This window comes from Herbaspirillum autotrophicum (genome assembly GCF_001189915.1).
GTDB lineage: Bacteria > Pseudomonadota > Gammaproteobacteria > Burkholderiales > Burkholderiaceae_D > Herbaspirillum > Herbaspirillum autotrophicum.
The window spans coordinates 67,320-90,958 of sequence record NZ_LFLS01000022.1 but is presented as its reverse complement, the minus strand read 5'-3'; the positions used below and the strand labels follow the sequence as shown (position 1 = coordinate 90,958).

Here is a 23,639-nt window from a genome sequence, read left to right as displayed (position 1 = left end):
TCCTGTAGCGCGAATTTGACGGCATTCGCAGATATCTCCCGTCTTTCCCCCGTCTTTACCGCGTGCCCTTTCACGAAAATAAAAACTGCCATGACACCGAAAATAGTGATCCTGACCGCGCTGCAATCCGAACTGCCGGCTGCTGCTGCGCCGGCCGGAATTGAGGTGATTTACACCGGCGTCGGCAAAATCAATGCCGCTTCTGCCGCCACGGCAGCGATTCTCACGCGTCAGCCAGGCCTGATCGTCAACTTCGGCACGGCCGGCAAGATCAATCGGGTACATGCCGGCTTGCTCGAAATTGCGCACGTCATTCAGCGCGACATGCTGGCCATGCCGCTCGCCGAACGCGGCATCACCCCGCTATCGGATGAGCCGGGCAGCTACAGTTCCGGCTTCGGCGCTGCCCGCTGCGGCACCGGCGACAGCTTCGTCACCGCCAGCGATGACTGGTTGCATCAGCAAAACGTCGATGTGGTCGACATGGAATTGTTTGCCATCGCGCATACCTGCCATCGTTATGGCGTGTCGTGGCGCGCGTTCAAATTCATCACCGATGATGCCAATGAAGCCTCTGCCAGCGACTGGGCCGACAACGTGCATCGCGGTGAAGTGCTTTTTTGGCAACAATTGCGGCAGATTATCGAGGCAAGCTGATTCATGAGCCGATTCATGCGTTGAATCTTGGGCCGACTAAGGCACTGACCATTTGTGCGGAATCGGCACAAATCTTGTCGCGCCGCGCTACTGTTGCTGGCACCGGATCGGCACTATGCTTCGTCCTGTCGTCGCATCCATCCACCTCAGGAGAACTTCATGTCCCACCCCACCATCCGCACCATTGCCGGCGCCCCCGCCACTACCGCATTGCAAGCTGCCAGCACGGCATTGCTGGTGATCGATTTTCAAAATGAATATTTCACGGGAAAGATGCCGATTCCCGACGGTCTCAAGGCGCTGGCCAACGCCAACCGCCTGATCCGTTTCGCCGATCAGCACCACATCCCGGTATTCCATGTCCAGCACGTCCGGCCGGCCGGTTCGCCGATCTTCGCGCGCGACAGCAACAACGTCGCGTTTCATGCCGCGATTCAACCGGCGGCGCATCATCACGTGGTTCAAAAAGAACAGGTCAGCGTCTTCGTCAATACTGATATCGATGCGCAATTGAAAGCGGCCGGCATCAAGACCCTGATCATCAGCGGCCTGATGACCCACGCCTGCGTCGCCGGCGCGTCGCGCGATGCAGCGCCGGCCGGTTATGCCGTCATTGTCGCCAGCGACGCTGCCGCCACGCGTGATATCGATGCGCCCGGCGGCGGGGCGATTGCCCATGACGCATTGCACCGCTCGGCGCTGGTGACGATTGCCGATGCCTTCGGTGAAATCATCAGCACCGATGACATCGTGAAATTGCCGGTCGCCTGATCAGGCCCGGGCCGCCTACTATTCCCAGTGCGGCTGGGAATAGTAGGCGGTAACGAAATCGACAAAGGCGCGCACTTTCGGCGACAGGTGGCGATTCTGCGGGTAAAGCACATACAGGTCGCGCGGCTGCAATTGATATTCAGGCAGTATCGGCACCAACGCGCCGCTGCGCAAATCCTCATGTACGACAAAGGTAGCCGAAGCGGTAAAGCCCAAACCCGCCCGCACCGCATCCGATACCACCATGCCGGTGTTGGCCTGAAAATTACCGCTCACGCTGACTTGATGGATGACGCCATTGCGGTCGGAAAAAGACAAATCAGTGGTCTGCAAGGCCAGCGAATAGGCCATATAGTTGTGACGGCTCAAGTCCGCCAACGTCTGCGGTACGCCATATTGCTGCAGGTAGGCCGGTGCCGCCACCAGCACCATATCGCTTTGGGTCAGTTTTTTGGCGATCAGCGTCGAATCCGGCAGCGAACGCGTGATCCGCAAACCGACATCGAATTCTTCCGCAATCAGATCGACGAAGCGGTCATTGCAGACGATATCCACCCCGAGTTCCGGATACTGACGCAGAAATTGCGGCAACCACTTCGATAATTCCAGCGTGCCAAATGCCATCGGCGCATTGATGCGCAAGATGCCCGCCGGGCGCGCCTGATGATGGGCCACCGCGCGGGCGGCGGCGTCCACCTGTTCCAGAATATCGATGCAGCGCCGGTAATATTCCTGCCCGACCTCGGTCAATGCCGAGCGGCGGGTAGTGCGGTTCAACAACTGGGCGCCGAGCGACTCTTCCAGTTGCCGGATTTGCCGCGACACCACCGTATGGGAAATATCAAGTGCCTCGGCCGCTGCCGAAAAACCACCCTGCTCGACTACCTGGCGGAAGATGCGCATTGCAGTGAACTGGTCCATGAAGCGGCCCTGGTTGACCTGCGTGGTTAGTGGAAACTGCCGCCTTCGAGCGCAAACCCCTTGAGGAATTCAGCCACCGCCAGACGCTTGCCGCCCGGCTTTTGCAATTCCGTCACACGCAACACGCCCTGACCACAGGCAATCAAGACACCGTCCTGCGCGCTGGCGGCAAGAACCTGACCGGGCGCCGCTGCGGTTGAAGTATCCAGTGCCTGTGCCTGCCACAACTTGACCACGACGTCTCCGAATTTCCCGGTCGCACCCGGGAACGGATTGAAGGCGCGAATCTTGCGCGCCAGTACCGTCGCATCTTGCGTAAAGTCGAGCGCGGCTTCTTCCTTGCTGATCTTGGCCGCGTAATTGACGCCGGCTTCTGGCTGCGGCGTGGCTTGCAAAGTGCCGGCCTCAAACTGTTGCAAGGCTTGCACAATCATGGCGCCGCCCAGCGTTGCCAGCTTGTCGTGCAAACTGCCGGTAGTGTCCGTATCCAGAATCGGTAAACTTTCCATCAGCATCATCGGCCCGGTATCGAGCCCTTCTTCCATCTGCATGATGGTGACGCCGGTTTCACTGTCGCCGGCTTCGATGGCACGATGAATCGGTGCCGCGCCACGCCAGCGCGGCAGCAATGAGGCGTGAATATTGATGCAACCACGCGGCGGAATATCCAATACGCTGCGCGGCAAAATCAGTCCGTAGGCGGCGACGATCATGACGTCGTGCGGTGTGGTCAGCAGCAACGCATGCGCCTCTTTGGCGATGTCGGGATATTTGCCGTCGAGCCGCAGCGATTGCGGCTGCGCCACCGGCGTGCCATGCGCCAGGGCACATTGCTTCACGGCCGATGCCTGCAACTGCATGCCGCGCCCGGCCGGACGATCCGGCTGCGTCAACACCAGGGTGATCTCATGGCCGGCATCGTACAGCGCGTTGAGCGCGACGGCAGCGAATTCCGGGGTTCCGGCAAAGATGATTTTCATACTGTTCTCACTGATCGATCTGCACCTGCGATACAGGTGCCGGCGCTGTCGCGGATGCGACTACTTCTGCTGCAGGTTTCGCTTTTTATGCGGCGCGCGGGCAAAGGCAAAGTCATAGACCGCGTTGGGAAGCAGCCGCAGCAGTTTGGCAACTACCCCCATCTGCCACGGAATCACGCGATAGCTGCAACCCTGCTCAATGGTGGCGATCGCTTTGGCGGCGAATTTTTCGGGCGGCATCAGGAACGGCATCGAATACTGATTGACCTGGGTCATCGGCGTATCGATGTAGCCCGGTGCAATCGTCACCACCTTGATGCCGCTGTTGCGCAATTCCACGCGCAAGGATTCGCAATAGCTGATCACCGCTGCCTTGGACGCGCTGTAGGCGCCGCCACCGGGCAAACCGCGAATGCCGGCTACGCTGCCGATACCGACCAGACGGCAAGCGGCACTGTCGGCGCGGGCGCGCATGTCGGTCAAAAACGGGGTGAAGGTTGCCACGGTTGCGGTCACATTGGTGGCAATGATGCGCTCGAATACCGGCAAGTCTTCGGCGTAATCGGTCAGCGTGCCTTGCGAGATGCCGGCGTTGGCAATCACCACATCGGCACCGCCTTCGGCCGCGATGAAGTCGGCAGCGGCAGCTGCCAGTGCCGCATGATCGGTCACATCCAATGCATAGACGTGATGCCGTTGCGGCTGCGGCAGGCTGTCGCATAACTGCTGCAACAACTCACCGCGACGCGCCACCAGTCCGAGCACGGCCCCTTGCGCCGCATACGCGCGCGCCAGTGCCTGGCCCAGTCCGCTGGATGCTCCCGTGATAAAGACTCTGCGCATCGTATTCCAATAAAAAAAGTCCGCGCTCTTGCGAGCAACGGACTATTGGCCGGGAAACAAGAAATTACTTCTTCTTGGCCGGTGCCTTGGCTGGTTCAGCCGATTTTTCGGCAGCGACCTTGGCCACCAGATGATCCATCACTTGCAACGCGGCAGCCTGTTGCATCGATTCCGGCTGATTCGATAAAGTCGCACCGGCAATCGAAGGCGACGTCAGAAAACGGCCGTCGATGGCAATCGTCGGCACGCCGTCGATCTTGTAGGCTTCCTGTAACTGGGAGGCGCGACGCAGCTTGGCGGCAACACCAAAGGAGTTGTACGCATCGAGGAATTTCTGCTTGTCGATACCTTGCTTCTCGATGAATTCCAGAATCGTCTTGTCGGTATCAACACGCTGACGTTCGACGTGGATCGCATGGAAAATCTTCGGATTCATTTCAGCGGTCTTGCCCATGGCTTCCAGTGCGTAATACAGCTTTTGCTGCGGCACGAAGGAATCACGGAAGGCGACCGGGACTTGCTTGAAGACGATCTTGTCGCCCTGCTTCTTGACCCAGGCTTGCAGCGCCGGATCGAACGCGCTGCAATGCGGGCAGCTGTACCAGAAGAATTCGGTGATTTCGATTTTCTTGCCGGAGTCAGTCGACTGCGGCTGCTCCAGGGTACGGAAATCGACACCACTTTGTGGATTGGCTGGCGAAGCGCCAGCGGAAACGGCGAGCAGACTCAGGCTCAGGGCGGCAAGCACGTGGCGGAACAAACGCATAAACATTACCTCTTTCATGGAAACGATCGGTTTTATTTTGGTACGCGAACGATGGCGGCATCGACACCGTTATCGGACAGTTTGCTGCGAATACGGTTCATTGTTTCCACTTGCGCCAACGGGCCGATACGCACCCGATACAGCGTGCCGTTATCGGATGGCCGCTCGGACACCTTGGCTTCGAAACCGAGCAGCGCCAGCTTGGCGCGTGCGCTTTCGGCATCGCTTTGCTCGCGGAATGCGCCGGTTTGCAGGAAATATGTCCATTTTTCGTCACCGCTGTCGGTCTTGGCGCCAGCCGGATCCTTGGCCGGTGTGGCCGGTTTGGCTTCCGGTGCCTTCACCACCGGCGCCGGCGGTGCGACCGGTGCGACGTCAGGCTTCTTGACCTCGGCCGGCGGCTGATCCGGCGCCTTGGCCTGATCTTTCGCTGCTTCCTTGGCGCTGTCGCGATTGCCATACAACGGCTTGTTCGGATCGGCGGCCTGACTTGGCGACAATTCGGTACGTTCCTGTTTGGTGACTTTATTCACAAACGGAATCGGTGACTTGGTGATCATCAGCGCCACCACGACGGCAATGCCGAGACCGAAAATCAGCCCGATGATCAAGCCCAGAAAAGTGCCGCCGCCCTGTTTTTCGTATTTCAAGTTTTGCTGTTTCACGTTGAGATTCTTCATGCAATTTACATTCTCGATGGCGCCGATACACCGATCAGCGCCAGACCATTGCGCAGTACCTGACGTGTCGCGCACATCAAGGCCAGACGTGCCATCTTGGTCGCGGCATCGTCCACCAGCACCCGTTCCGCATTGTAGTAGCTATGCAGCTCGCCCGCCAAGTCACGCAGATAAAACGCCACCTGATGCGGTCCCAGCTCTTGCAGCGCATGCGCCAGGGCTTCCGGATATTCAGCCAGCTTGGCCAGCAGGCTGACTTCGCGCGGCGCCGTCAGCGGCGACAAATCCTGCACTGCCGACAAGGAAGCTTCATCGCCGCCCCATTGCGCCAGCACCGAGCAGATACGCGCATGCGCGTACTGCACATAATAAACCGGGTTTTCATCGGAACGCGTCAGCGCCACATCGACGTCGAACACGAATTCGCTGTCGGCCTTGCGCGAAATCAGGAAGAAACGCACCGCATCGCGACCACGGGTCAGATCCCGTACTTCGCCTTCGCCGGCTTCATCCGTGCCGGTCGACCATTCAATCAGATCGCGCAACGTGACGTAAGAGCCGGCGCGCTTGGAAATCTTCACTTCCTCGCCGTTCTTCATGACCGTCACCATCTTGTGCAGCACGTAATCCGGATAACCTTCCGGAATGCCGACATTGGCGGCCTGCAAACCGGCGCGCACCCGGGCGATGGTGCCGTGGTGATCGCTGCCCTGAACATTGATGACCTTGCCGAAACCGCGCTGCCATTTGGTGATGTGATAGGCAACATCGGGTACGAAGTAGGTAAAGGTACCGTCGCCTTTTTTCATGACACGGTCTTTGTCATCGCCGTAATCGGTGGTGCGCAGCCACAGCGCGCCATCCAGCTCATAGGTCTTGCCGGCCTTGACCAGCGCCTCGACCGTTGCCGCTACCTTGCCGTCACTGTACAGCGATGATTCCAGATAGTAATTGTCGAAACGCACGCCGAAGGCCTGCAAATCGAGATCTTGCTCGCGCCGCAGATAGGCCACTGCGAATTTGCGGATCGAGTCGACATCATTGACATCGCCGCTGGCGCTGGCAGGTTCGCCGTCGCTGGCGGCAACCGTTTTTTTGGCGAGGAAATCATTGGCGATGTCGGCAATGTAGTCGCCGTTGTAAGCCGACTCCGGCCAGTCTGCATCGCCCGGCTTGGCGCCTTTGGCGCGCGCCTGCACCGAGGAAGCCAGCGTGGCGATCTGGACCCCGGCGTCGTTATAGTAAAACTCGCGGGTAACGTCGTAGCCTTGCGAATCCAGCAAGGCCGACAAGGCATCGCCGAGTGCCCCCTGACGGCCGTGGCCGACGTGCAGCGGCCCCGTCGGATTGGCCGAGACAAATTCCACCAATACTTTTTTGCCGGCGCCGTCGGTGCTCTTGCCGTAATGTTCACCGGCGGCCAGCACCACGCTCACCACCGCCTGCTTGGCGGCTTCCGCCACGCGCAGATTGATGAAGCCGGGTCCGGCGATATCGGCCGAGGCGATCAGGTCGCCGCGTCCGGGATGCGCCAGCACGGCATCCACGATTGCCTGCGCCAGTTCGCGCGGATTTTTCTTCAACGGCTTGGCCAGCTGCATGGCGATGTTGCAGGCAATATCGCCATGCGACGGATCGCGCGGACGCTCCAGCGTAATCGCCGGTTTCAGTTCGGTTCCGGCGATCAGCGGCGTCAGGGCATCCTGGAATAATTCGGTAATACGTTGTTTTTGTTGGGCAAGCATGGGAGCAGAAGAATAGGCGGCTTAACGCCGCACATTGAACAAAGACCTGATTATACCGGCTTGCCGTGCGCCATACGCGGTAGTCCGGTGGTTCAGGAGCGATAAGCAAATGGCAACAGATTGCCGTGCGCCAAGCTTCAAATATCCACCGGGTCCACTTCCAGCGACCATTTGGCGCGGGTCTTGGTCTGCCGCAGGATCTGCATCCAGTCTTTCAGGAATGCTTGCAGGCCGGGGCGTGAAGAGCACTCTACCAATAATTGCGCGCGCTCGACATTGGCCACCCGGGTCATGGTCATCGGAATCGGGTCATGCATGGTGATGCCGTGATGCTCGATGCACGCCACCGCATCTTGCAAAAACGCCAGCGCCGTATCCAGCTCGCGCGCTTCGGCACGCAACAGCGCCTGATAGATGAACGGCGGCAAAGCCGCTTGCTGACGTTCTTCCAGCAAACTGGTGGCAAAGCCATCGTAATCATGTCCCACCACCGCACTATATAAAGGGTGGTTGGGATAACGGCTTTGAATCATTACCTGGCTGACGCTGCCGCCTTCTTTTTGCCCGGCCCGGCCCGCACGGCCGGCCACTTGCATCAATTGCGCGAACAACCGCTCACTGGCGCGGTAATCATGCGAAAACAGCGCCGTATCCGGATTCATTACGCCCACCAACGTCAGCCGTTTGAAGTCATGCCCCTTGGCCACCATCTGGGTGCCGATCAAGATATCGACATCACCGCGATGGACACTGTCGAACGCGGTTTGCGCCGAGCCCTTGAGGCGCGTGGAATCGGCGTCGATGCGCAAGATGCGGGCTTGCGGAAACAGGCTTTGCAAACCCTCTTCCACGCGCTGAGTACCGCGTCCCAACGGTTGCAGGTCGATATTGCCGCAGGTCGGGCACGACTTCGGGATATACAGTTCCAGACTGCAATGATGACAACGCAGGCGGCGGTCCGGTTTGTGCAGCACCATGAATGAGGTGCAACGCGTGCAATTGCTGATCCAGCCGCAGGAATCGCACGACAGCACCGGTGCGTAACCGCGCCGGTTGAGGAACAGCAGCGACTGTTCGCCGCGCTCCAGGCGCAGCTTCAAGGCTGCCACCAGCGTCGATGTCAAACCATCGGCCGGCTTGTCGCGCTCCATGTCGATCATGCGCACCTGCGGCAACACCGCATCCTTGACCGCGCGCTCGCGCAATTCCAGCTTGCGGTAACGTTTGGCCTGCGCGTGCTGCCAGGTTTCCAGCGACGGCGTGGCGGAACCGAGCACGACCGGAATCGCGAGCTGATGCGCCCGCCACACCGCCAAATCGCGCGCCGAATAGCGCAAGCCTTCTTGTTGTTTATAGGACGGATCGTGTTCTTCGTCGATGACGATCAGCTTCAGATGCGGCAGCGATGCCAGAATTGCCAGCCGCGTGCCCAGAATGATGCGGGCCCGGCCCAGATGTGCCGCCAGCCAGTTGAGGGTGCGCTCGCCTTCCGCCAGCCCGCTGTGGAGGCTGACCACATCGAGCCCCGGAAAGCGCGTGCGGATATTCGACTCCAACTGCGGCGTCAGGTTGATTTCCGGCACCAGAATCAAAATCTGCGCCAGCTCGCCGGCCGCATCTGCCGCCGCCAGAATCCCGGCTGCCGCTTGCAGGTAGACTTCGGTCTTGCCACTGCCCGTCACGCCGTACAGCAACAAGGGCGCAAAACCTTTGGCTTCAGCAATGGCACTCACGGCCTGTTGCTGTTCCGCGTTGAGTTGCGGCGTGTTGACCGGACTGGCGTCATGCTCGGTAACCGATTTCGCCAGCTTCTTCAGGGCGCGGTCGAGTGCTACCGTTTTCAGGATGCGCAGATTCTTCGGCAATCCGGGCAACGCCACCTCGCCCAGCGGGCGCTGGTAGTAGTCTGCCGCAAAACCGCACAAGGCCAGCCATTGCGGCGACAGCGGCGGCAACTGGCTGCGCACTGCGAGCACATCCTTGAGCTTGGCTTCCGGTACCTCGCTGTGTCCTGCAATGCCGACGATCACCCCGGCCGCCTCGCGCCGGCCGAATGGCACGATGGCCAGCTGTCCGACTTGCGGCAACGGTTCCGCAGCGGTCTGACGCCACCGGTAATCGAAGGTCAAATCAAGCGGGGTATCGAGCGCGACCTGGAGAATGCAATGTTCCACGAACTTAATGTGATTCCTGAAAAGGTGACCTAACTACCGGTTTACTAACTAGATTTTCAACTATCCACAAAACCTGTGGATAACTTTGTGGACAAGTCGCTCTTGACAGCTTTTTTATCAAGCCCCATGCGGGTTTCAATAAAATGCTCAAATCCAAAGCAATTATTTAATCGTTTAGAATCAATGACTTGCAAAACACAAAGTGCATGTAAAAAATGATTTTTAAATTTTTTATTATTGCTTCGCAGCAAACCCATTTTGTGCATAAGTCTATGCGCTTTGCACAGAAATGGTCTTCATCACGATGCACAGACTTCGCTTTTGTCAAGAGTTTGTCAGAAATTAGAACCGGAATTGAAAATGGCCTCGAAATACTTCATGTAATACCTCAGGAAGTATCGTAAACCCCGGTTTCATATATCATTTTTCCCGGCGCACAATTTCTGTGGATAACTTTGTTGACAACTACTTGCCGCTGGCCTCGTGCACCGGATCCGATCTCATTGACAATAATTTCCTCAGCCGCGCAGTGAAAAATAAATTATTTAAAATCAATCACTTGCGCAGAAACATCTTTATCTGGAATCGGTATATTGATATGAATGATTCTCACAAAAAAATCTCGGATGCTTGTGCATAAGTAATAGCAAATTGCTAAATCTCACCCCGGCAAAGGCGCCGGGACGCAAGTTATCCACGCATTTCCCGGCTCAGCGCATGCACGGTTTCCACCAGCACCGTGACGGCCTCCGGCGGCGTGAACTGAGAAATGCCATGACCCAGATTGAATACGTGTCCGTTACCGGCTGCCGGTATTCCAAATGCTGCCAATACCTTGCGCACTTCGGCGCGGATCTGATCCGGGCCGGCGAACAAGACGTTCGGGTCCAGATTGCCCTGCAGCGCCACTTTGTGTCCCACGCGGCGACGCGCTTCACCCAGATTGACGGTCCAGTCGAGGCCGACGGCATCGGCGCCGATATCGGCGATCTGTTCCAGCCACAGGCCACCACCCTTGGTAAAGACAATAGCCGGAATCTGCACGCCGTCTTTTTCCCGCTGCAACTGTTGCATGACCTTGGCCATGTAGCTCAGTGAAAACTCCTGATAGACACCATCGGCCAGCGCGCCGCCCCAGGTATCGAAAATCATCACGGCCTGGGCGCCGGCGTCGATCTGCGCATTCAGATAGGCGGCCACTGCTGCTGCATTGGTTTCCAGAATGTGGTGCATCAGGTCGGGACGGTCATACAGCATGGTCTTGACGCGGCGGAAGTCATCCGAGCCGCCGCCTTCGACCATATAACAGGCCAGTGTCCACGGGCTGCCCGAGAAACCGATCAGCGGTACCCGGCCATCGAGTTCCTTGCGAATCTGGGTAACGGCATCAAACACATATTGCAGGCTGTCCAGTTCCGGTGCACGCAAGGCCAGTACGGCTTGCTCGTCACGCAACGGACGTTCGAACTTGGGACCTTCGCCATCGGCGAAATACAAGCCCAGGCCCATCGCATCCGGCACCGTCAGAATGTCGGAAAAAAGAATTGCGGCATCCAGCGGATAACGCTCCAGCGGTTGCATCGTAACTTCGGTGGCGTAGTCAGGATTCTTTGCCAGGCCCAGAAACGAACCGGCGCGGGCGCGCGTGGCGCGGTATTCCGGCAGGTAGCGGCCAGCCTGGCGCATCAGCCACAGCGGCGTGTATTCAGTCGGCTGGCGCAACAAGGCGCGCAAGAAAGTATCGTTTTTGAGTGGGGCAAATTGAGGCATGAGAATTCGAGTCCTGCTGTCGGCAAACCGCTATTATCGCATCCAAACTGTGCATAAGATGCTTCTGCCTGCCGGCGCGGATGGCGAATCGCCATGCTTGTCAGACTGACAATCTTATTGACCGGCGTCAGACGCTGCGCCGCGCAGCCGGCAACCGCCAATTGCGACGGGCCGGCAGCGCATGCTATTGTCACTGCCCAAGGAGACCATATGAAAAGAATACTGACTACACTCGGCCTGACATTCGCGCTGGCCGGCAACGCATGGACGGCACAAGCTGCAGACAACAGCCGGCTGGACGACGTCATCAAGAGCGGCAAACTGCGCATCTGCATGACCGGCGATTACAAGCCCTTCACCTTTTACAAACCGGATCAGACCTTCGAAGGGATCGATGTCGATCTCGGCCAGTCACTGGCGGCATCACTCGGCGTCCAGGCGCAATTCGTCAAAACCACCTGGACCACGCTCACCAACGACTTTCTGAGCAGTTGCGACATCGCCATGGGCGGCGTCTCGGTGACGCTGGAACGCGCGCGCAAGGCCTCCTTCTCGGCTTCCCACATGGTTGACGGCAAGGCTGCCATTGCACGCTGTGCCGACGTCGCCAAATTCCAGTCGCTGGAGATGATCGACCGTCCCGCGACCCGCGCCATCGTCAATCCGGGCGGCACCAATGAACGCTTTGCCCGTACCCATTACAAGCAAGCGCAATTGCTCATGCATCCGGATAACGTCACGATTTTTCAGCAAATCATCGACGGCAAGGCCGACATCATGGTGACCGACGCCAGCGAAACCTTGTGGCAGGCCAAGCAGCATCCGCAACTATGCTCGATCAATCCGGACCGGCCGCTGCAATTTTCGGAAAAGGCCTTCATGCTGCCGCGCGGCGACGTGGCGTTCAAGGAGTATGTCGATATCTGGATGCATTTGCTGAAAGCCACCGGCGGTTACGAGCAGATCTTCAACCACTGGCTCAAGTAAGCTTTTTCAGCAAGGGCGCGGCGGCGGCAGTCAATTGCTGCGCCCATTCAATGACCCCGGACCGGGACGGATGATAACCATCCGCAGCCATCAATTCGCGCCGCGCATTATCACTGACGACCGGCACATACAACGTGCCCGGGAATGCAGCGGCGAGTTGGCGGGTAGTCTGGTCCAGGCATCTGGCCTTGAGGCCCAGCACAAAGCGCAGCGGCTGCGGCAAGGCCGGAAACAGATGCAGCGGCGGTACGCCGGCAACCACGATCAACGCCGGTTGCAGGCGCGTGGTCAAGGTCTGCAACAATTGATGCAGATGTTCGCGGTAGCGGGCATTGCTGCGAAACGCAGTGGTGTCGTTGACGCCAAACGCCAGCAACACCATCTGCACCGGTACGGCAGGCAATTGCGGTACCAGTTCCGCCAGGGCATCGGCGATGGTCGCGCCGTTCTTGCCACAGGCTTGCCACGCCACCGCCCGTTGCAGGCGTTCCGCCAGGGCTTGCGCAAACTGCGCCGTGATTGCCTGCTCCTGAAGCGCGACCCCTACCCCCGCCACCGGTGATTCGCCGAGGCTGAGCATGCTCAGCGGCGCCATGCTGCCGACTGTGGCGCCGGCCAGACCGGACCTTGGTCCGGCCGCTTCCGGCATGCGCGGCGTGATGCGCCGGGTGCGCTTGCCCTGCGCCGACAACAGCGGCAGCAAGGGCAAGGCAATTGCCTCAGGCAACCACGGCCACATCGTCTTAGCCTCTCCGCATTACTTGATCTTCAAACCGTCCAGCTCCGGTTTCGGCGGCGGGAAGCTCAACTTGAGATCTTGCAGCGTTTCCAGCACGATGTTGGCGATGGCCAGATTGCGATGGGTCTTGGAATTGGCGGGGATCAGATACCACGGCGCATGATCGGCATCGGTTTCCTGAATTGCCTTGGTGTAGACGTCTTGATAGGCATCCCAGCTTTTGCGCTCTTCGACATCCTGCACATCGAATTTCCAGTGCTTCAGCGGATCATCCACGCGTTCTTGCAAACGTCCTTTTTGCTCATCCTTGGAGATGTGCAGAAAGCATTTGATGATGGTGGTCCCGGTCTCGGCCAGCAGCCGTTCGAAATCGCGAATCTGGGCATAGCGGCGTTTGCATTCGGCCTCATCGATCCAGTCGTGCACGCGCGTGATCAGCACGTCTTCGTAATGACTGCGATTGAACACGGTGATTTCGCCCCGACGCGGCACTTGCTGATGCACCCGCCATAAATAGTCGTACTGTTTTTCCAGTTCCGTCGGTGCCTTGAAGTTGGCGATGCGTATTCCTTGCGGATTGACGTTGGCGAACACGCCGCTGACGGCGCCATCCTTGCCGCTGGTATCCATGCCCTGCAATACCACCAGAATCTTGTGCTCATGGCCGGCATACAGCATGTCTTGCAACGCGCCGATCTGCTCGCTGAGCGCAGTCACCTGCAACTTGTCGGCGGTCTTGTCGCCACTCGACAGGGGCTTGGCAGCGGCGGCATCGTCTTTGATGACGCTCTTGCTGCTGGCGCGAAACTGTTTTCCGATTTTCATGCGGGTCTCCGGATCAGGTCTGGTTATGCGTCTGGAAATAAAGCATGTTGCCGGCGCCGGGCCGGCAGTTCATAACACGCCGTGCAACTGGCCCATCGCGTGTTCGATCTTGATGCAGCGGTCCATCACGACGATCAGCCCGGCGGCACGCGCTTTGGCTGCCGCTTCTTCATGCACGATATCGAGTTGCATCCAGACACAGCGTGCACCGATGACAATGGCTTCATCCACCACCGGCGGAATATCGGCCGACTTGCGGAAACAATCGACGATATCTATTTTCAATCCGCTCTCGGCCAGCGCCTGTGCGGCCACATGCAAAGTGGGATAGCAGTGTTCGCCAAGAATGATTTCTCCGGCATACACGGGATTGACGGCCACGATCCGATAGCCGTTGGCCTGCATGTACGCGGCAACCTCGTGACTGGCGCGGTTCGGGCGATTGGAAAGGCCGACGACGGCAATGATTGGTTTGGGCCTGGCAGTAAATAGTGACATTTTCCTCCGACAGAAACTGAAACGGTGAAACGGCAAAACCTCACTTTACCCGATAACGGCAAGGCTGTTGCGATCACTCTCCGGCGTGCACGACGTTTGCCGCAGGCAATAAAAAAGGCAGCCGAAGCTGCCTTTTTCATCAATACTGAATTGCTTACCGCTTTTGACGCAACTTTTGAATCGCTGCCAATTGCGCAACTGCTGTCGCCAGTTCGGCTTGAGCTGCTGCGTAATCGATCTTCGAATCGCGATTGGCCAATGCTTCTTCCGCCAGCTTCTTCGCGGCAGATGCTTTTGCCTCGTCCAGATCAGCACCGCGAATCGCGGTGTCAGCCAGAACAGTCACCGTGTCGGGTTGCACTTCCAGCAAACCACCCGCCACGAAAACAAATTCTTCCTGCGCCTGACCCGGCACCCGGATGCGTACTGCACCCGGCTTGATGCGCGTGATCAGCGGCGTGTGACGGGGATAGATCCCCAGCTCGCCCGCTTCACCCGGCAACGCGACGAATTCAGCCTCACCCGAAAAGATCGACTCTTCGGCGGAGACAACGTCAACGTGAATAGTATGTGCCATATCGTTTCCCATCCGGTCAGCCGTTTCCGCTCACGCGAAAACGGCACGCCTAGAATCAGTTGAGTTTCTTGGCTTTTTCGATTGCTTCTTCGATCGTGCCAACCATGTAGAACGCTTGTTCCGGCAGGTGATCGAGTTCGCCGCTAGCGATCATCTTGAAGCCCTTGATCGTGTCTTTCAGCGAAACGTATTTACCTGGGGAACCGGTAAACACTTCAGCAACGTGGAACGGTTGCGACAGGAAACGCTGCATCTTGCGAGCGCGAGCCACCAGCAACTTGTCTTCCGGTGCCAGTTCGTCCATGCCCAGAATCGCGATAATGTCACGCAATTCCTTGTAGCGTTGCAAAGTACCTTGCACTGCGCGCGCTGTTTCATAGTGCTCTTGACCCACAACCATAGGATCGAGCTGACGCGAAGTGGAATCCAGCGGATCAACCGCAGGATAGATACCCAGGGAAGCGATGTCACGCGACAGCACGACGGTCGAATCCAAGTGGGCAAAAGTAGTTGCAGGCGACGGGTCGGTCAAGTCATCCGCTGGAACGTAGACGGCCTGAATCGATGTGATCGAACCAGTCTTGGTCGAAGTAATACGTTCTTGCAGCTGACCCATTTCGGACGCCAGCGTAGGCTGATAACCCACCGCCGAAGGCATACGACCCAGCAGCGCGGACACTTCGGTACCGGCCAGTGTGTAACGGTAGATATTGTCGACGAAGAACAGAACGTCCTTGCCTTCATCACGGAAACCTTCCGCAATGGTCAGGCCGGTCAACGCAACGCGCAGACGGTTGCCTGGTGGTTCATTCATCTGACCGTAGACCATCGCCACTTTGGACTGTTCCGGATTTTCCAGATCAACCACTTTGGCGTCAGCCATTTCGTGATAGAAGTCGTTACCCTCACGAGTACGCTCACCAACACCGGCAAACACGGATAAGCCGCTGTGTGCCTTGGCGATGTTGTTGATCAGTTCCATCATGTTCACGGTCTTGCCCACACCCGCACCACCGAACAGACCAACCTTACCACCCTTGGCGAACGGGCAGACCAGGTCAATAACCTTGATGCCGGTTTCCAGCAGTTCCTGCGATGGCGACAGTTCGTCGTATGCAGGAGCCTTGCGGTGAATCGATGCTGTTTGCGCGTGGCTCACAGGACCGCATTCGTCGATCGGGTTACCCAGCACGTCCATGATGCGGCCGAGGGTTGCTTTACCGACAGGAACGGTGATCGCCTTGCCGGTATTCTTGATAATCATGCCACGGCGCAGACCGTCGGATGTACCCAGCGCAATGGTACGGACCACACCGTCACCCAATTGCTGTTGCACTTCCAGCGTCAACTCCGAACCTTCCATCTTCAAGGCATCGTACACCTTGGGCATCGCGTCACGGGGAAACTCAACGTCCACCACAGCGCCGATACACTGAACGATTTTGCCATCAGCCATTTTCGTTCCTTCAATATATAAAATTAAATACTGTTACGCATCTCTGCATTAAGTCTTTAGACCGCGGCCGCACCGGCGACGATTTCGGACAGTTCCTTGGTAATCGCTGCCTGACGAGTCTTGTTGTAGACCAGTTTCAACTCGCCAATCACATTACCTGCGTTATCGCTGGCTGCCTTCATCGCGACCATGCGCGCCGATTGCTCGGACGCTATATTTTCAGCCACAGCCTGGTAGATCAGTGCCTCGACGTAACGTACCAGCAGCTCGTCAACCACGCTTTGCACATCGGGTTCGTAGATGTAATCCCACGAGTGCGCGCCTTCATCGGCTTGCAGTTTGTCGCTCGACAACGGCAACAATTGCTGCAATACCGGCTCTTGACGCATCGTGTTGATGAATCTGGTGTAAACCAGATACACCGCATCCAGCTTGCCTTCCTGGTAAGCATCGAGCAGCACCTTGACGGGGCCGATCAATTTTTCCAGGTGTGGCGTATCGCCGATCTGGGTCACATGCGCCACAACTTTGGCACCAATACGACCCAGAAAACCGAAACCCTTGTTGCCGATGGCGACGGCTTCCACCGCATTGCCTTGCGCTTCCAGTTCACGGATCTTCGCAGTGGCCATACGCAAGGAGTTGGTATTCATACCGCCGCACAAACCCTTATCGGTCGTGACGATGATGAAACCCACCTTCTTGGCGCTATCTTGCTTGACCATGAACGGATGCGTGTACTCCGGATTGGCGCGCGACAAGTTAGAGGCGATATTACGAATCTTGTCACTGTAGGGACGTGCAGCATGCATCCGGTCCTGCGCTTTGCGCATTTTGGATGCTGCTACCATTTCCATCGCCTTGGTGATCTTCTTCGTATTTTCTACGCTCTTGATCTTGCCCCGTATCTCTTTACCCGTAGCCATGAGATTGACTCCTTATAGCTTCAGTTGAGATTAATATGCGCCGGATTTTTTAAAATCCGCAATCGCAGCGGCCAATGCAGCTTCGGACTCTTTATCGAGTTGCTTGGTGTCTTCGATCTTTTGCAGCAATGCAGCGTGGCTGGTCTTGACGAAATCATGCACGCCGGCTTCGAATGCCAGCACCTTGTTCACGTCGATATCATCCAGGAAGCCCTTGTTGACAGCAAACAGTGTCACGGCCATCAGCGAAATCGACAGCGGCGAGTACTGCGCCTGCTTCAACAACTCAGTCACGCGCGCGCCACGGTCCAGCTGCTTGCGGGTTGCTGCATCGAGGTCAGAAGCAAACTGGGCAAACGCTGCCAATTCACGATACTGCGCCAAGTCGGTACGGATACCGCCGGACAGGCTCTTGATCACCTTGGTCTGTGCTGCACCACCAACGCGCGACACCGAAATACCGGCGTTGATCGCAGGACGGATACCAGCGTTGAACAGGGAAGTTTCCAGGAAGATCTGACCGTCAGTGATCGAAATCACGTTGGTAGGAACGAACGCCGAAACGTCGCCAGCCTGGGTTTCAATGATTGGCAATGCTGTCAGCGAACCGGTCTTGCCCTTGACTTCGCCGTTGGTGAACTTCTCAACGTAGACAGGGTTGACGCGGGCTGCACGTTCCAGCAGACGGCTGTGGAGATAGAACACGTCGCCAGGATACGCTTCGCGGCCTGGTGGACGGCGCAACAGCAGCGATACCTGACGGTAAGCCACGGCTTGCTTGGACAGATCATCATAAACGATCAGTGCGTCTTCACCGCGGTCACGGAAGTATTCGCCCATGGTGCAACCGGAGTAAGCCGACACGTATTGCATCGCAGCCGACTCGGAAGCCGATGCGGCAACGACGATGGTGTATTCCATCGCGCCGCGCTCTTCGAGCGAACGCACGATGTTCTTGATCGACGATGCTTTTTGACCGATCGCGACATAGATACATGTCACGTTCTGACCCTTTTGATTGATGATGGCATCAATCGCAACGGCTGTCTTGCCAGTTTGACGGTCACCGATGATCAGTTCGCGCTGACCGCGACCGATAGGTACCATCGAGTCAATCGACTTCAGACCGGTTTGCATTGGTTCCGAAACGGACTGACGGGCGATAACGCCCGGTGCGATCTTTTCGATCGGTGCTGTCAGTTTGGCGTTGACCGGCCCCTTGCCGTCGATCGGCTGACCCAGCGCGTTGACCACACGGCCACGCAGCTCAGGACCAATCGGGACTTCCAGAATACGACCAGTACATTTGACAATGTCGCCTTCGGAAATGTGTTCGAAGTCGCCCAGAATAACGGCGCCGACCGAATCACGCTCCAGATTCAGCGCCAGGCCGAATGTGTTGCCCGGGAATTCCAGCATCTCACCTTGCATCACGTCAGACAGACCATGGATACGGCAGATACCGTCGGACACGGAAATAACCGTGCCTTGATTGCGAATCTCAGCGGTATCGCCAAGGCCTTGAATCCGGCTCTTGATCAGCTCGCTGATTTCAGATGCGTTGAGTTGCATACTAACTCCTAAAAATTTTTCTATCGCTTACGCTAGGGTCTCAGGCGATTACGCAGCCAAAGCAACATGTAACTGCTGCAGCTTCGCGCGCACCGAGGTATCGAATACTTCGTCACCAACAACCACACGCACACCACCGATCAAACCACTGTCCACCGTTACCGACGGATTGAGCTTGCGGCCGAATTTCTTTTCCAGTGTCGCAACCAGATCCTTCAGTTGCGCTGCGTTCAATTCGAACGCGCTGGTGATTTCGGCATCGGCTGCGCCTTCCTGGGCATTTTTCAATGCATGGAATTGCGTAGCGATTTCGGGCAAGAGTTCAAGGCGGCCATTTTCGACCAGAGCATTGATGAAGTTTTGCGCTTCGATGCTCAGCGGCGTTTTCAGTACGGAAGAAAACGCGGATGCGACCTGCTGGTCCGACAGCGCCGGATTTTGCGCGAGCGCCTTGACATCAGGATGTGCTGCAGCTTGAGCCATCTCGGATACGAGATCGGACCAGGCCGCAAGGCTGCCGGCCTTGGCCACACGAAACAGGGCTTCAGCGTAAGGGCGGGCAATCGTTGCGAGTTCGGCCATATTACAGCTCTGTTTTCAGTTGGTTCAGCAAATCGGCATGCGCCGCTGCATTGACTTCACGCTTCAGGATCTGCTCGGCGCCTTTGACCGCGAGGGTCGCAACTTCGCCACGCAGCTCTTCACGCGCTTTGGTCACTTGCTGCTCTGCATCTGCCTTTGCATTGGCGATGATGCGTGCTGCTTCTTCGGAAGCGGTTTTCTTCGCTTCGTCGATAATCAACTGAGCGCGTTTTTCAGCCTCGCCGATACGTTTTTGGCCTTCGTCGCGCGCTGTTGCCAGCTCTGCCTGGGCGCGCTTTTCTGCTGCCGCCAGATCTGCCTTGCCGCGGTCAGCCGCAGCCAAGCCGTCCGCAATCTTCTTTGCGCGCTCATCGAGCGCTTTAATCAGCGGCGGCCATACGAATTTCATCGTAAAGCCGGCGAGGATAAAGAAGACCACGAACTGCGCAAACAATGTTGCATTTAAGTTCACGGTAATGTCCTTCTCAGAATAACGTGTGCTGAACCTTCAATTAGATTCAGCAGAGAATCGGCTATGCCGCCCGAATTACTTCGCGATGAACGGATTTGCAAATGCGAACAACATGGCGATACCAACACCGATCAGGAACGCAGCATCGATCAGACCAGCCAACAGGAACATTTTGGTTTGCAGTGTGTTCATCAGTTCTGGCTGACGTGCGGATGCTTCGAGGTATTTACCACCCATGATAGCGATACCGATACAAGCACCGATAGCACCCAGGCCAATGATCAAACCGCAAGCCAAAGCAACGAAAGAGACATCAGTCATGACAATTCCTTAGAAAGTTAAAAGTTAATACAAAGATCAAAAAGACAAACCAAAAAACATTACAGCAGAAGCCTTGTTAATGCGCTTCGTGCGCCTGGCCGATATACACCAGAGTCAACATCATGAAAATGAATGCTTGCAGCAACACAATCAGGATGTGGAAAATTGCCCAGATCGAACCTGCAATGACGTGGCCGACAAAGCCGAACGCCGTAGCAGCAGATCCCAGCAATGCGATCAGCAAGAACAACAGCTCACCCGCATACATGTTGCCGAAAAGTCGCATGCCCAGAGACACGGTTTTCGCGGCGAATTCGATAATGTTGAGCAACAGGTTGAACGGTGCCAGCCAGATGCCGAACGGTGCTGCAAACAATTCATGAATGAAACCGCCGAGGCCCTTGATCTTGACGCTGTAGTACAGCATCAGTGCCAGCACGCCCAGCGCAATGCCGAGGGTACCGTTGAGGTCGGCGGTAGGAACGATACGGTGATGGATTTCTTCCATGCCCATGAAGCGCATGGTGCCCGAGACCAGATCGACCGGCAGGAAGTCGAGCGAGTTCATCAGGGCGACCCAGATGAACACGGTCAGCGCCAGCGGCGCGATGAAGCTGCGGTCGCCGTGCACGATGGCCTTCGACTGGTCTTCAACCATTTCGACCACCATTTCGACGAACGACTGGAAACGTCCCGGCACGCCGGAAGTTGCCTTGCGCGCAGCCAGGTACATCATCAGACAGGCGAACACGCCGCAGACGACAGACCAGAAAATGGTATCGAGATTGAAGATCGTGAAGTCAACGATCTTGGATTGGTGTTGCGAAGAAAAATGCCCGAGATGGTGGACAATGTATTCGGAGGCGGTAGGTGCGTGCGCAGCAGCGGTCATGGTCGATGTCTAAACAGTAAAATAAAATAACTTTTAAGCACCACGATGAAGGCCAGGATGAATGCGAGCCAGTTCACATCGCGGTACAACCAAACAACTGCGCCCATGAGCGCAAGAGTCGTAGCAATCTTGATAAATTCCCCGAACAAAAACGTCATCGGGTCGGCTCCACCAGGCTTGCGGGTACTTGTGAACAGTCGCAGGGCGAACAGACCGTTGGGAACGACACAGCAGATCCCCCCCAGTAACGCCGACCACAACGCGGTTGCACCGCCCAGCAAACCTGCTACACCTGCAGCGACAACCATGGTCACAAGCTGCAAAAGGATGATACGCAGCATATATATCCAATATCGTGCAAGGCCGCACTCAATATGAGCAGACGGCGTTTCAGAAGCCCGGCGATTATAAAGGCTAGCGTTCGCATCCGTCAAATTTTTGCTGCAAGATCAGGGCGTTATATGCGCTAATTGCCAGCGGTATGTGGGAATAACCATACATTTACAGAACAGCGACAAATTGGTGAACGGACCACAAAAAAATTGACCGGCAAGCGGTCATTCTGCGATGCCGATCCGGTCCGCGCATATCGTTTCCCCCCACCCTTCCCCGCAATGCGGCCCGCAGCTTGCCAGACGGCAAGTTCAGATACCGACTGCGTCTTGTTGCGGCGAACCGGAAATATAAGCAAATCGACAACAAAAACCTGCCAAGACGACATTTCCGCAGATAACTGCGGCCGTGACTGCGCGCCCTTGTCGCCATCACCAAACATGACGAAACAACCAATCCGTGGTTGTGATAATGCCTTGCAACGGTCTTGTAAAATGCACGGCGTGTTATCAGCGGCACGACTGACTGATCTGTTTTAAGAATGAGGATGCTTATGTCTCGGCATGATTACTGGACTTACCGGACTGAAGATGGCACCACCCCTGCCGAGTATGGCGTATGGAGCGGCACATCAGCGCCGGCGCTGGCGGCCCATTTTCATGATGAAGGACAACTGACCATGGTTCTCTCCGGCAGCCGCAAGTTTGAAGCCGGCACGCAGGTGCTGCAGGTCAATGCCGGACAATGTCTCTGCATCCCGCCCGGATTGCCGCATCGCAGTCTGCCGCATTCCCATCCCGGCACCAGATGCCTGAATATCTATTACCCGCCATCTCATGCACCGCAGTTGCCTGCAGTGCCGGATATCCGGAACATCAAACCGGATGCCAATGGCCTTGATGTGACGTCTTTATTGCAGGCGGCGGCAGACCATTTTTATTCGACGCCATTGAATATGCCGGCAATCGCACCACTGCCCTGGTTGCAAGAATTCCGCTCCAGCCTGGAATCGATTGGCGCCATCGCCCTGTCTGCCGGCCTGAGCCGCGAAGCATTCAGTCGCAACTTCACCCGCGACGTTGGCATGTCCCCGCATGCTTACCGCATCGTCAGCCGGTTGAACGCGGCACGCAGACAACTGCGGGATGGCGTTGCCGTCGCCGCTACCGTAGCCGATCTCGGCTTTGCTGACCAGAGTCATTTTGGCCGGCATTTCTTCCGCGTCTTCGGTATCACGCCACGTGCCTATCGCGACAGCATGCAACAGTCACAAACGTTCTAGATCATCCGCTTGCGAATTGGTTAGTCTGCCCTGATTCAGGAAAGGCTATTCATGGATTGGACGATCATTGCACTATTGTTTTTTTCCGGCGTCGCCGGCGGCATCATCAATGCGCTGGCAGGCGGCGCCACGCTGATTACGTTTCCCGTGATGCTGGCAGCCGGGCTGGCGCCGGTCACTGCAAATGCGTCCAACGCGGTAGCGATCGCTCCCGGTCACCTGATTGCCGCGTTCGCTGATCGCGAAAAATTTCCCCGGCTTGACCGGCACCTCATGCTCTCGCTGGCGCTATGCGTGGCAGGCGGCGTGATGGGTGCGTTGTTGCTGCTGGCGCTGCCCGACCATCTGTTCGTATTGCCGGTGCCGGCGCTGGTTGCCTTTGCTACCCTGCTGTTTGCCTGCGCGCCCCGCATCAGTGCCTGGGCCGGGCGCCGGCGCCGTGGCGCTGAGATTTCGAGAACGGGAGGCTTGGCGACGCTGACCTGTGCCGCGGTGTATGGCGGCTTCTTTGGCGCCGCGCTGGGAATTATCCTGACCGCGGTACTGGCGCTTGCCGAGCCGGACGATATTCGCAAGGTCAAGGTATTGAAGAACATGTTGGCCACCGCTGTCAGCCTAGCGGCGATCACCATCTTCATCATTCAGGATGCCGTGAAATGGCAAGAAACCTCCATCATGCTGGCCGGCGCCCTGCCGGGCGGCTATGCCGGCGGCATGCTGGTACGCGTACTGCCGGCGCATATCGTGCGCTGGTGTGTTATTGCGGCGGGAATGGTGATGAGCCTGATCTATGCGCAACGTTATTGGTGTTGATACGGGCGCTGGTCTGCGACGCCGGGCCTGCATATCGGGTGGTTGTCAGTCATGCAG

At 57.2% G+C, this 23,639-nt stretch carries 26 protein-coding genes; 5 read left to right on the top strand and 21 right to left on the bottom strand.

What is annotated here, in order from left to right:
* Window positions 1–90: 90 nt before the first annotated feature.
* Entirely contained in the window at window positions 91–657 is a 567-nt protein-coding gene (locus AKL27_RS17275; RefSeq protein WP_050464098.1) for a phosphorylase family protein, read from the top strand.
* 159 nt (window positions 658–816) lie between these two features.
* Window positions 817–1,428: a cysteine hydrolase family protein gene (locus AKL27_RS17270; RefSeq protein WP_050464097.1), complete on the top strand. Its 612-nt coding sequence runs from the start codon at window positions 817–819 to the stop codon at window positions 1,426–1,428.
* An 18-nt stretch (window positions 1,429–1,446) separates the two neighbouring features.
* On the opposite strand, the gene AKL27_RS17265 is transcribed toward AKL27_RS17270, so the two are convergent.
* The 9 genes from AKL27_RS17265 to hemE form a co-directional block, all read right to left on the bottom strand.
* The gene (locus AKL27_RS17265; protein ID WP_050464096.1) at window positions 1,447–2,349 is read right to left on the bottom strand and encodes a LysR family transcriptional regulator; all 903 of its coding nucleotides are present in this window, start codon (window positions 2,347–2,349) and stop codon (window positions 1,447–1,449) included.
* A 26-nt stretch (window positions 2,350–2,375) separates the two neighbouring features.
* Window positions 2,376–3,329, bottom strand: coding sequence for a methionyl-tRNA formyltransferase (fmt, locus tag AKL27_RS17260; protein WP_050464095.1), 954 nt, complete (start codon window positions 3,327–3,329; stop codon window positions 2,376–2,378).
* Between the two features lie 60 nt (window positions 3,330–3,389).
* On the bottom strand, window positions 3,390–4,172 hold the full coding sequence (locus AKL27_RS17255) for an SDR family oxidoreductase (protein ID WP_050464094.1): 783 nt from the start codon (window positions 4,170–4,172) through the stop codon (window positions 3,390–3,392).
* 64 nt (window positions 4,173–4,236) lie between these two features.
* Window positions 4,237–4,938, bottom strand: a complete 702-nt coding sequence (locus AKL27_RS17250; protein WP_050464116.1) for a thiol:disulfide interchange protein DsbA/DsbL — start codon at window positions 4,936–4,938, stop codon at window positions 4,237–4,239.
* 32 nt (window positions 4,939–4,970) lie between these two features.
* Entirely contained in the window at window positions 4,971–5,603 is a 633-nt protein-coding gene (locus tag AKL27_RS17245; RefSeq protein WP_050464115.1) for an SPOR domain-containing protein, read from the bottom strand.
* Between the two features lie 20 nt (window positions 5,604–5,623).
* Complete coding sequence (argS, locus tag AKL27_RS17240) at window positions 5,624–7,363, bottom strand: arginine--tRNA ligase (RefSeq protein ID WP_050464093.1); 1,740 nt, start codon at window positions 7,361–7,363, stop codon at window positions 5,624–5,626.
* Window positions 7,364–7,500: 137 nt separating this feature from the next.
* The gene (locus AKL27_RS17235; RefSeq protein WP_050464092.1) at window positions 7,501–9,537 is read right to left on the bottom strand and encodes a primosomal protein N'; all 2,037 of its coding nucleotides are present in this window, start codon (window positions 9,535–9,537) and stop codon (window positions 7,501–7,503) included.
* Window positions 9,538–9,593: 56 nt separating this feature from the next.
* On the bottom strand, window positions 9,594–9,803 hold the full coding sequence (locus tag AKL27_RS27805; protein WP_157056973.1) for a hypothetical protein: 210 nt from the start codon (window positions 9,801–9,803) through the stop codon (window positions 9,594–9,596).
* A 424-nt stretch (window positions 9,804–10,227) separates the two neighbouring features.
* Complete coding sequence (hemE, locus tag AKL27_RS17230) at window positions 10,228–11,307, bottom strand: uroporphyrinogen decarboxylase (protein WP_050464091.1); 1,080 nt, start codon at window positions 11,305–11,307, stop codon at window positions 10,228–10,230.
* Window positions 11,308–11,517: 210 nt separating this feature from the next.
* Here hemE and AKL27_RS17225 point away from each other — a divergent pair, with 210 nt between their 5' ends.
* Entirely contained in the window at window positions 11,518–12,294 is a 777-nt protein-coding gene (locus tag AKL27_RS17225) for a transporter substrate-binding domain-containing protein (protein ID WP_050464090.1), read from the top strand.
* On the opposite strand, the gene AKL27_RS17220 is transcribed toward AKL27_RS17225, so the two are convergent.
* From AKL27_RS17220 to AKL27_RS17165, 12 genes are all read right to left on the bottom strand, one after another.
* Window positions 12,287–13,033 carry an SGNH/GDSL hydrolase family protein gene (locus AKL27_RS17220; RefSeq protein WP_050464089.1) on the bottom strand — a complete coding sequence of 249 codons (747 nt, stop codon included), beginning with the start codon at window positions 13,031–13,033 and terminating at the stop codon, window positions 12,287–12,289. The genes AKL27_RS17225 and AKL27_RS17220 overlap by 8 nt on opposite strands.
* Window positions 13,034–13,051: 18 nt before the next feature.
* Complete coding sequence (locus tag AKL27_RS17215) at window positions 13,052–13,858, bottom strand: PPK2 family polyphosphate kinase (RefSeq protein ID WP_050464088.1); 807 nt, start codon at window positions 13,856–13,858, stop codon at window positions 13,052–13,054.
* A 69-nt stretch (window positions 13,859–13,927) separates the two neighbouring features.
* Window positions 13,928–14,356, bottom strand: coding sequence for a CoA-binding protein (locus AKL27_RS17210; protein ID WP_050464087.1), 429 nt, complete (start codon window positions 14,354–14,356; stop codon window positions 13,928–13,930).
* Window positions 14,357–14,510: 154 nt separating this feature from the next.
* Window positions 14,511–14,933, bottom strand: a complete 423-nt coding sequence (locus tag AKL27_RS17205; protein WP_050464086.1) for a F0F1 ATP synthase subunit epsilon — start codon at window positions 14,931–14,933, stop codon at window positions 14,511–14,513.
* 55 nt (window positions 14,934–14,988) lie between these two features.
* Window positions 14,989–16,389: a F0F1 ATP synthase subunit beta gene (gene atpD, locus AKL27_RS17200; RefSeq protein WP_050464085.1), complete on the bottom strand. Its 1,401-nt coding sequence runs from the start codon at window positions 16,387–16,389 to the stop codon at window positions 14,989–14,991.
* A gap of 56 nt (window positions 16,390–16,445) precedes the next feature.
* Entirely contained in the window at window positions 16,446–17,315 is an 870-nt protein-coding gene (atpG, locus tag AKL27_RS17195; protein WP_050464084.1) for a F0F1 ATP synthase subunit gamma, read from the bottom strand.
* A gap of 30 nt (window positions 17,316–17,345) precedes the next feature.
* Complete coding sequence (atpA, locus tag AKL27_RS17190) at window positions 17,346–18,887, bottom strand: F0F1 ATP synthase subunit alpha (RefSeq protein WP_050464083.1); 1,542 nt, start codon at window positions 18,885–18,887, stop codon at window positions 17,346–17,348.
* A 48-nt stretch (window positions 18,888–18,935) separates the two neighbouring features.
* The gene (locus tag AKL27_RS17185) at window positions 18,936–19,469 is read right to left on the bottom strand and encodes a F0F1 ATP synthase subunit delta (RefSeq protein WP_050464082.1); all 534 of its coding nucleotides are present in this window, start codon (window positions 19,467–19,469) and stop codon (window positions 18,936–18,938) included.
* 1 nt (window position 19,470) lies between these two features.
* Window positions 19,471–19,941: a F0F1 ATP synthase subunit B gene (locus tag AKL27_RS17180; protein WP_050464081.1), complete on the bottom strand. Its 471-nt coding sequence runs from the start codon at window positions 19,939–19,941 to the stop codon at window positions 19,471–19,473.
* 75 nt (window positions 19,942–20,016) lie between these two features.
* Window positions 20,017–20,262 (bottom strand): F0F1 ATP synthase subunit C, encoded by a 246-nt coding sequence (gene atpE, locus AKL27_RS17175; protein ID WP_006461334.1) that lies wholly within the window; start codon window positions 20,260–20,262, stop codon window positions 20,017–20,019.
* Window positions 20,263–20,338: 76 nt separating this feature from the next.
* Entirely contained in the window at window positions 20,339–21,154 is an 816-nt protein-coding gene (gene atpB, locus AKL27_RS17170; protein WP_050464080.1) for a F0F1 ATP synthase subunit A, read from the bottom strand.
* Window positions 21,151–21,495, bottom strand: coding sequence for an ATP synthase subunit I (locus AKL27_RS17165; RefSeq protein WP_050464079.1), 345 nt, complete (start codon window positions 21,493–21,495; stop codon window positions 21,151–21,153). The genes atpB and AKL27_RS17165 overlap by 4 nt, the downstream gene beginning before the upstream one ends.
* 545 nt (window positions 21,496–22,040) lie before the next feature.
* Between AKL27_RS17165 and AKL27_RS17160 the strand changes: the two genes are divergently transcribed.
* Both AKL27_RS17160 and AKL27_RS17155 read left to right on the top strand, forming a co-directional pair.
* On the top strand, window positions 22,041–22,769 hold the full coding sequence (locus tag AKL27_RS17160) for a helix-turn-helix domain-containing protein (protein ID WP_050464078.1): 729 nt from the start codon (window positions 22,041–22,043) through the stop codon (window positions 22,767–22,769).
* A 51-nt stretch (window positions 22,770–22,820) separates the two neighbouring features.
* Window positions 22,821–23,582, top strand: coding sequence for a sulfite exporter TauE/SafE family protein (locus tag AKL27_RS17155; protein WP_050464077.1), 762 nt, complete (start codon window positions 22,821–22,823; stop codon window positions 23,580–23,582).
* Window positions 23,583–23,639: the final 57 nt, after the last annotated feature.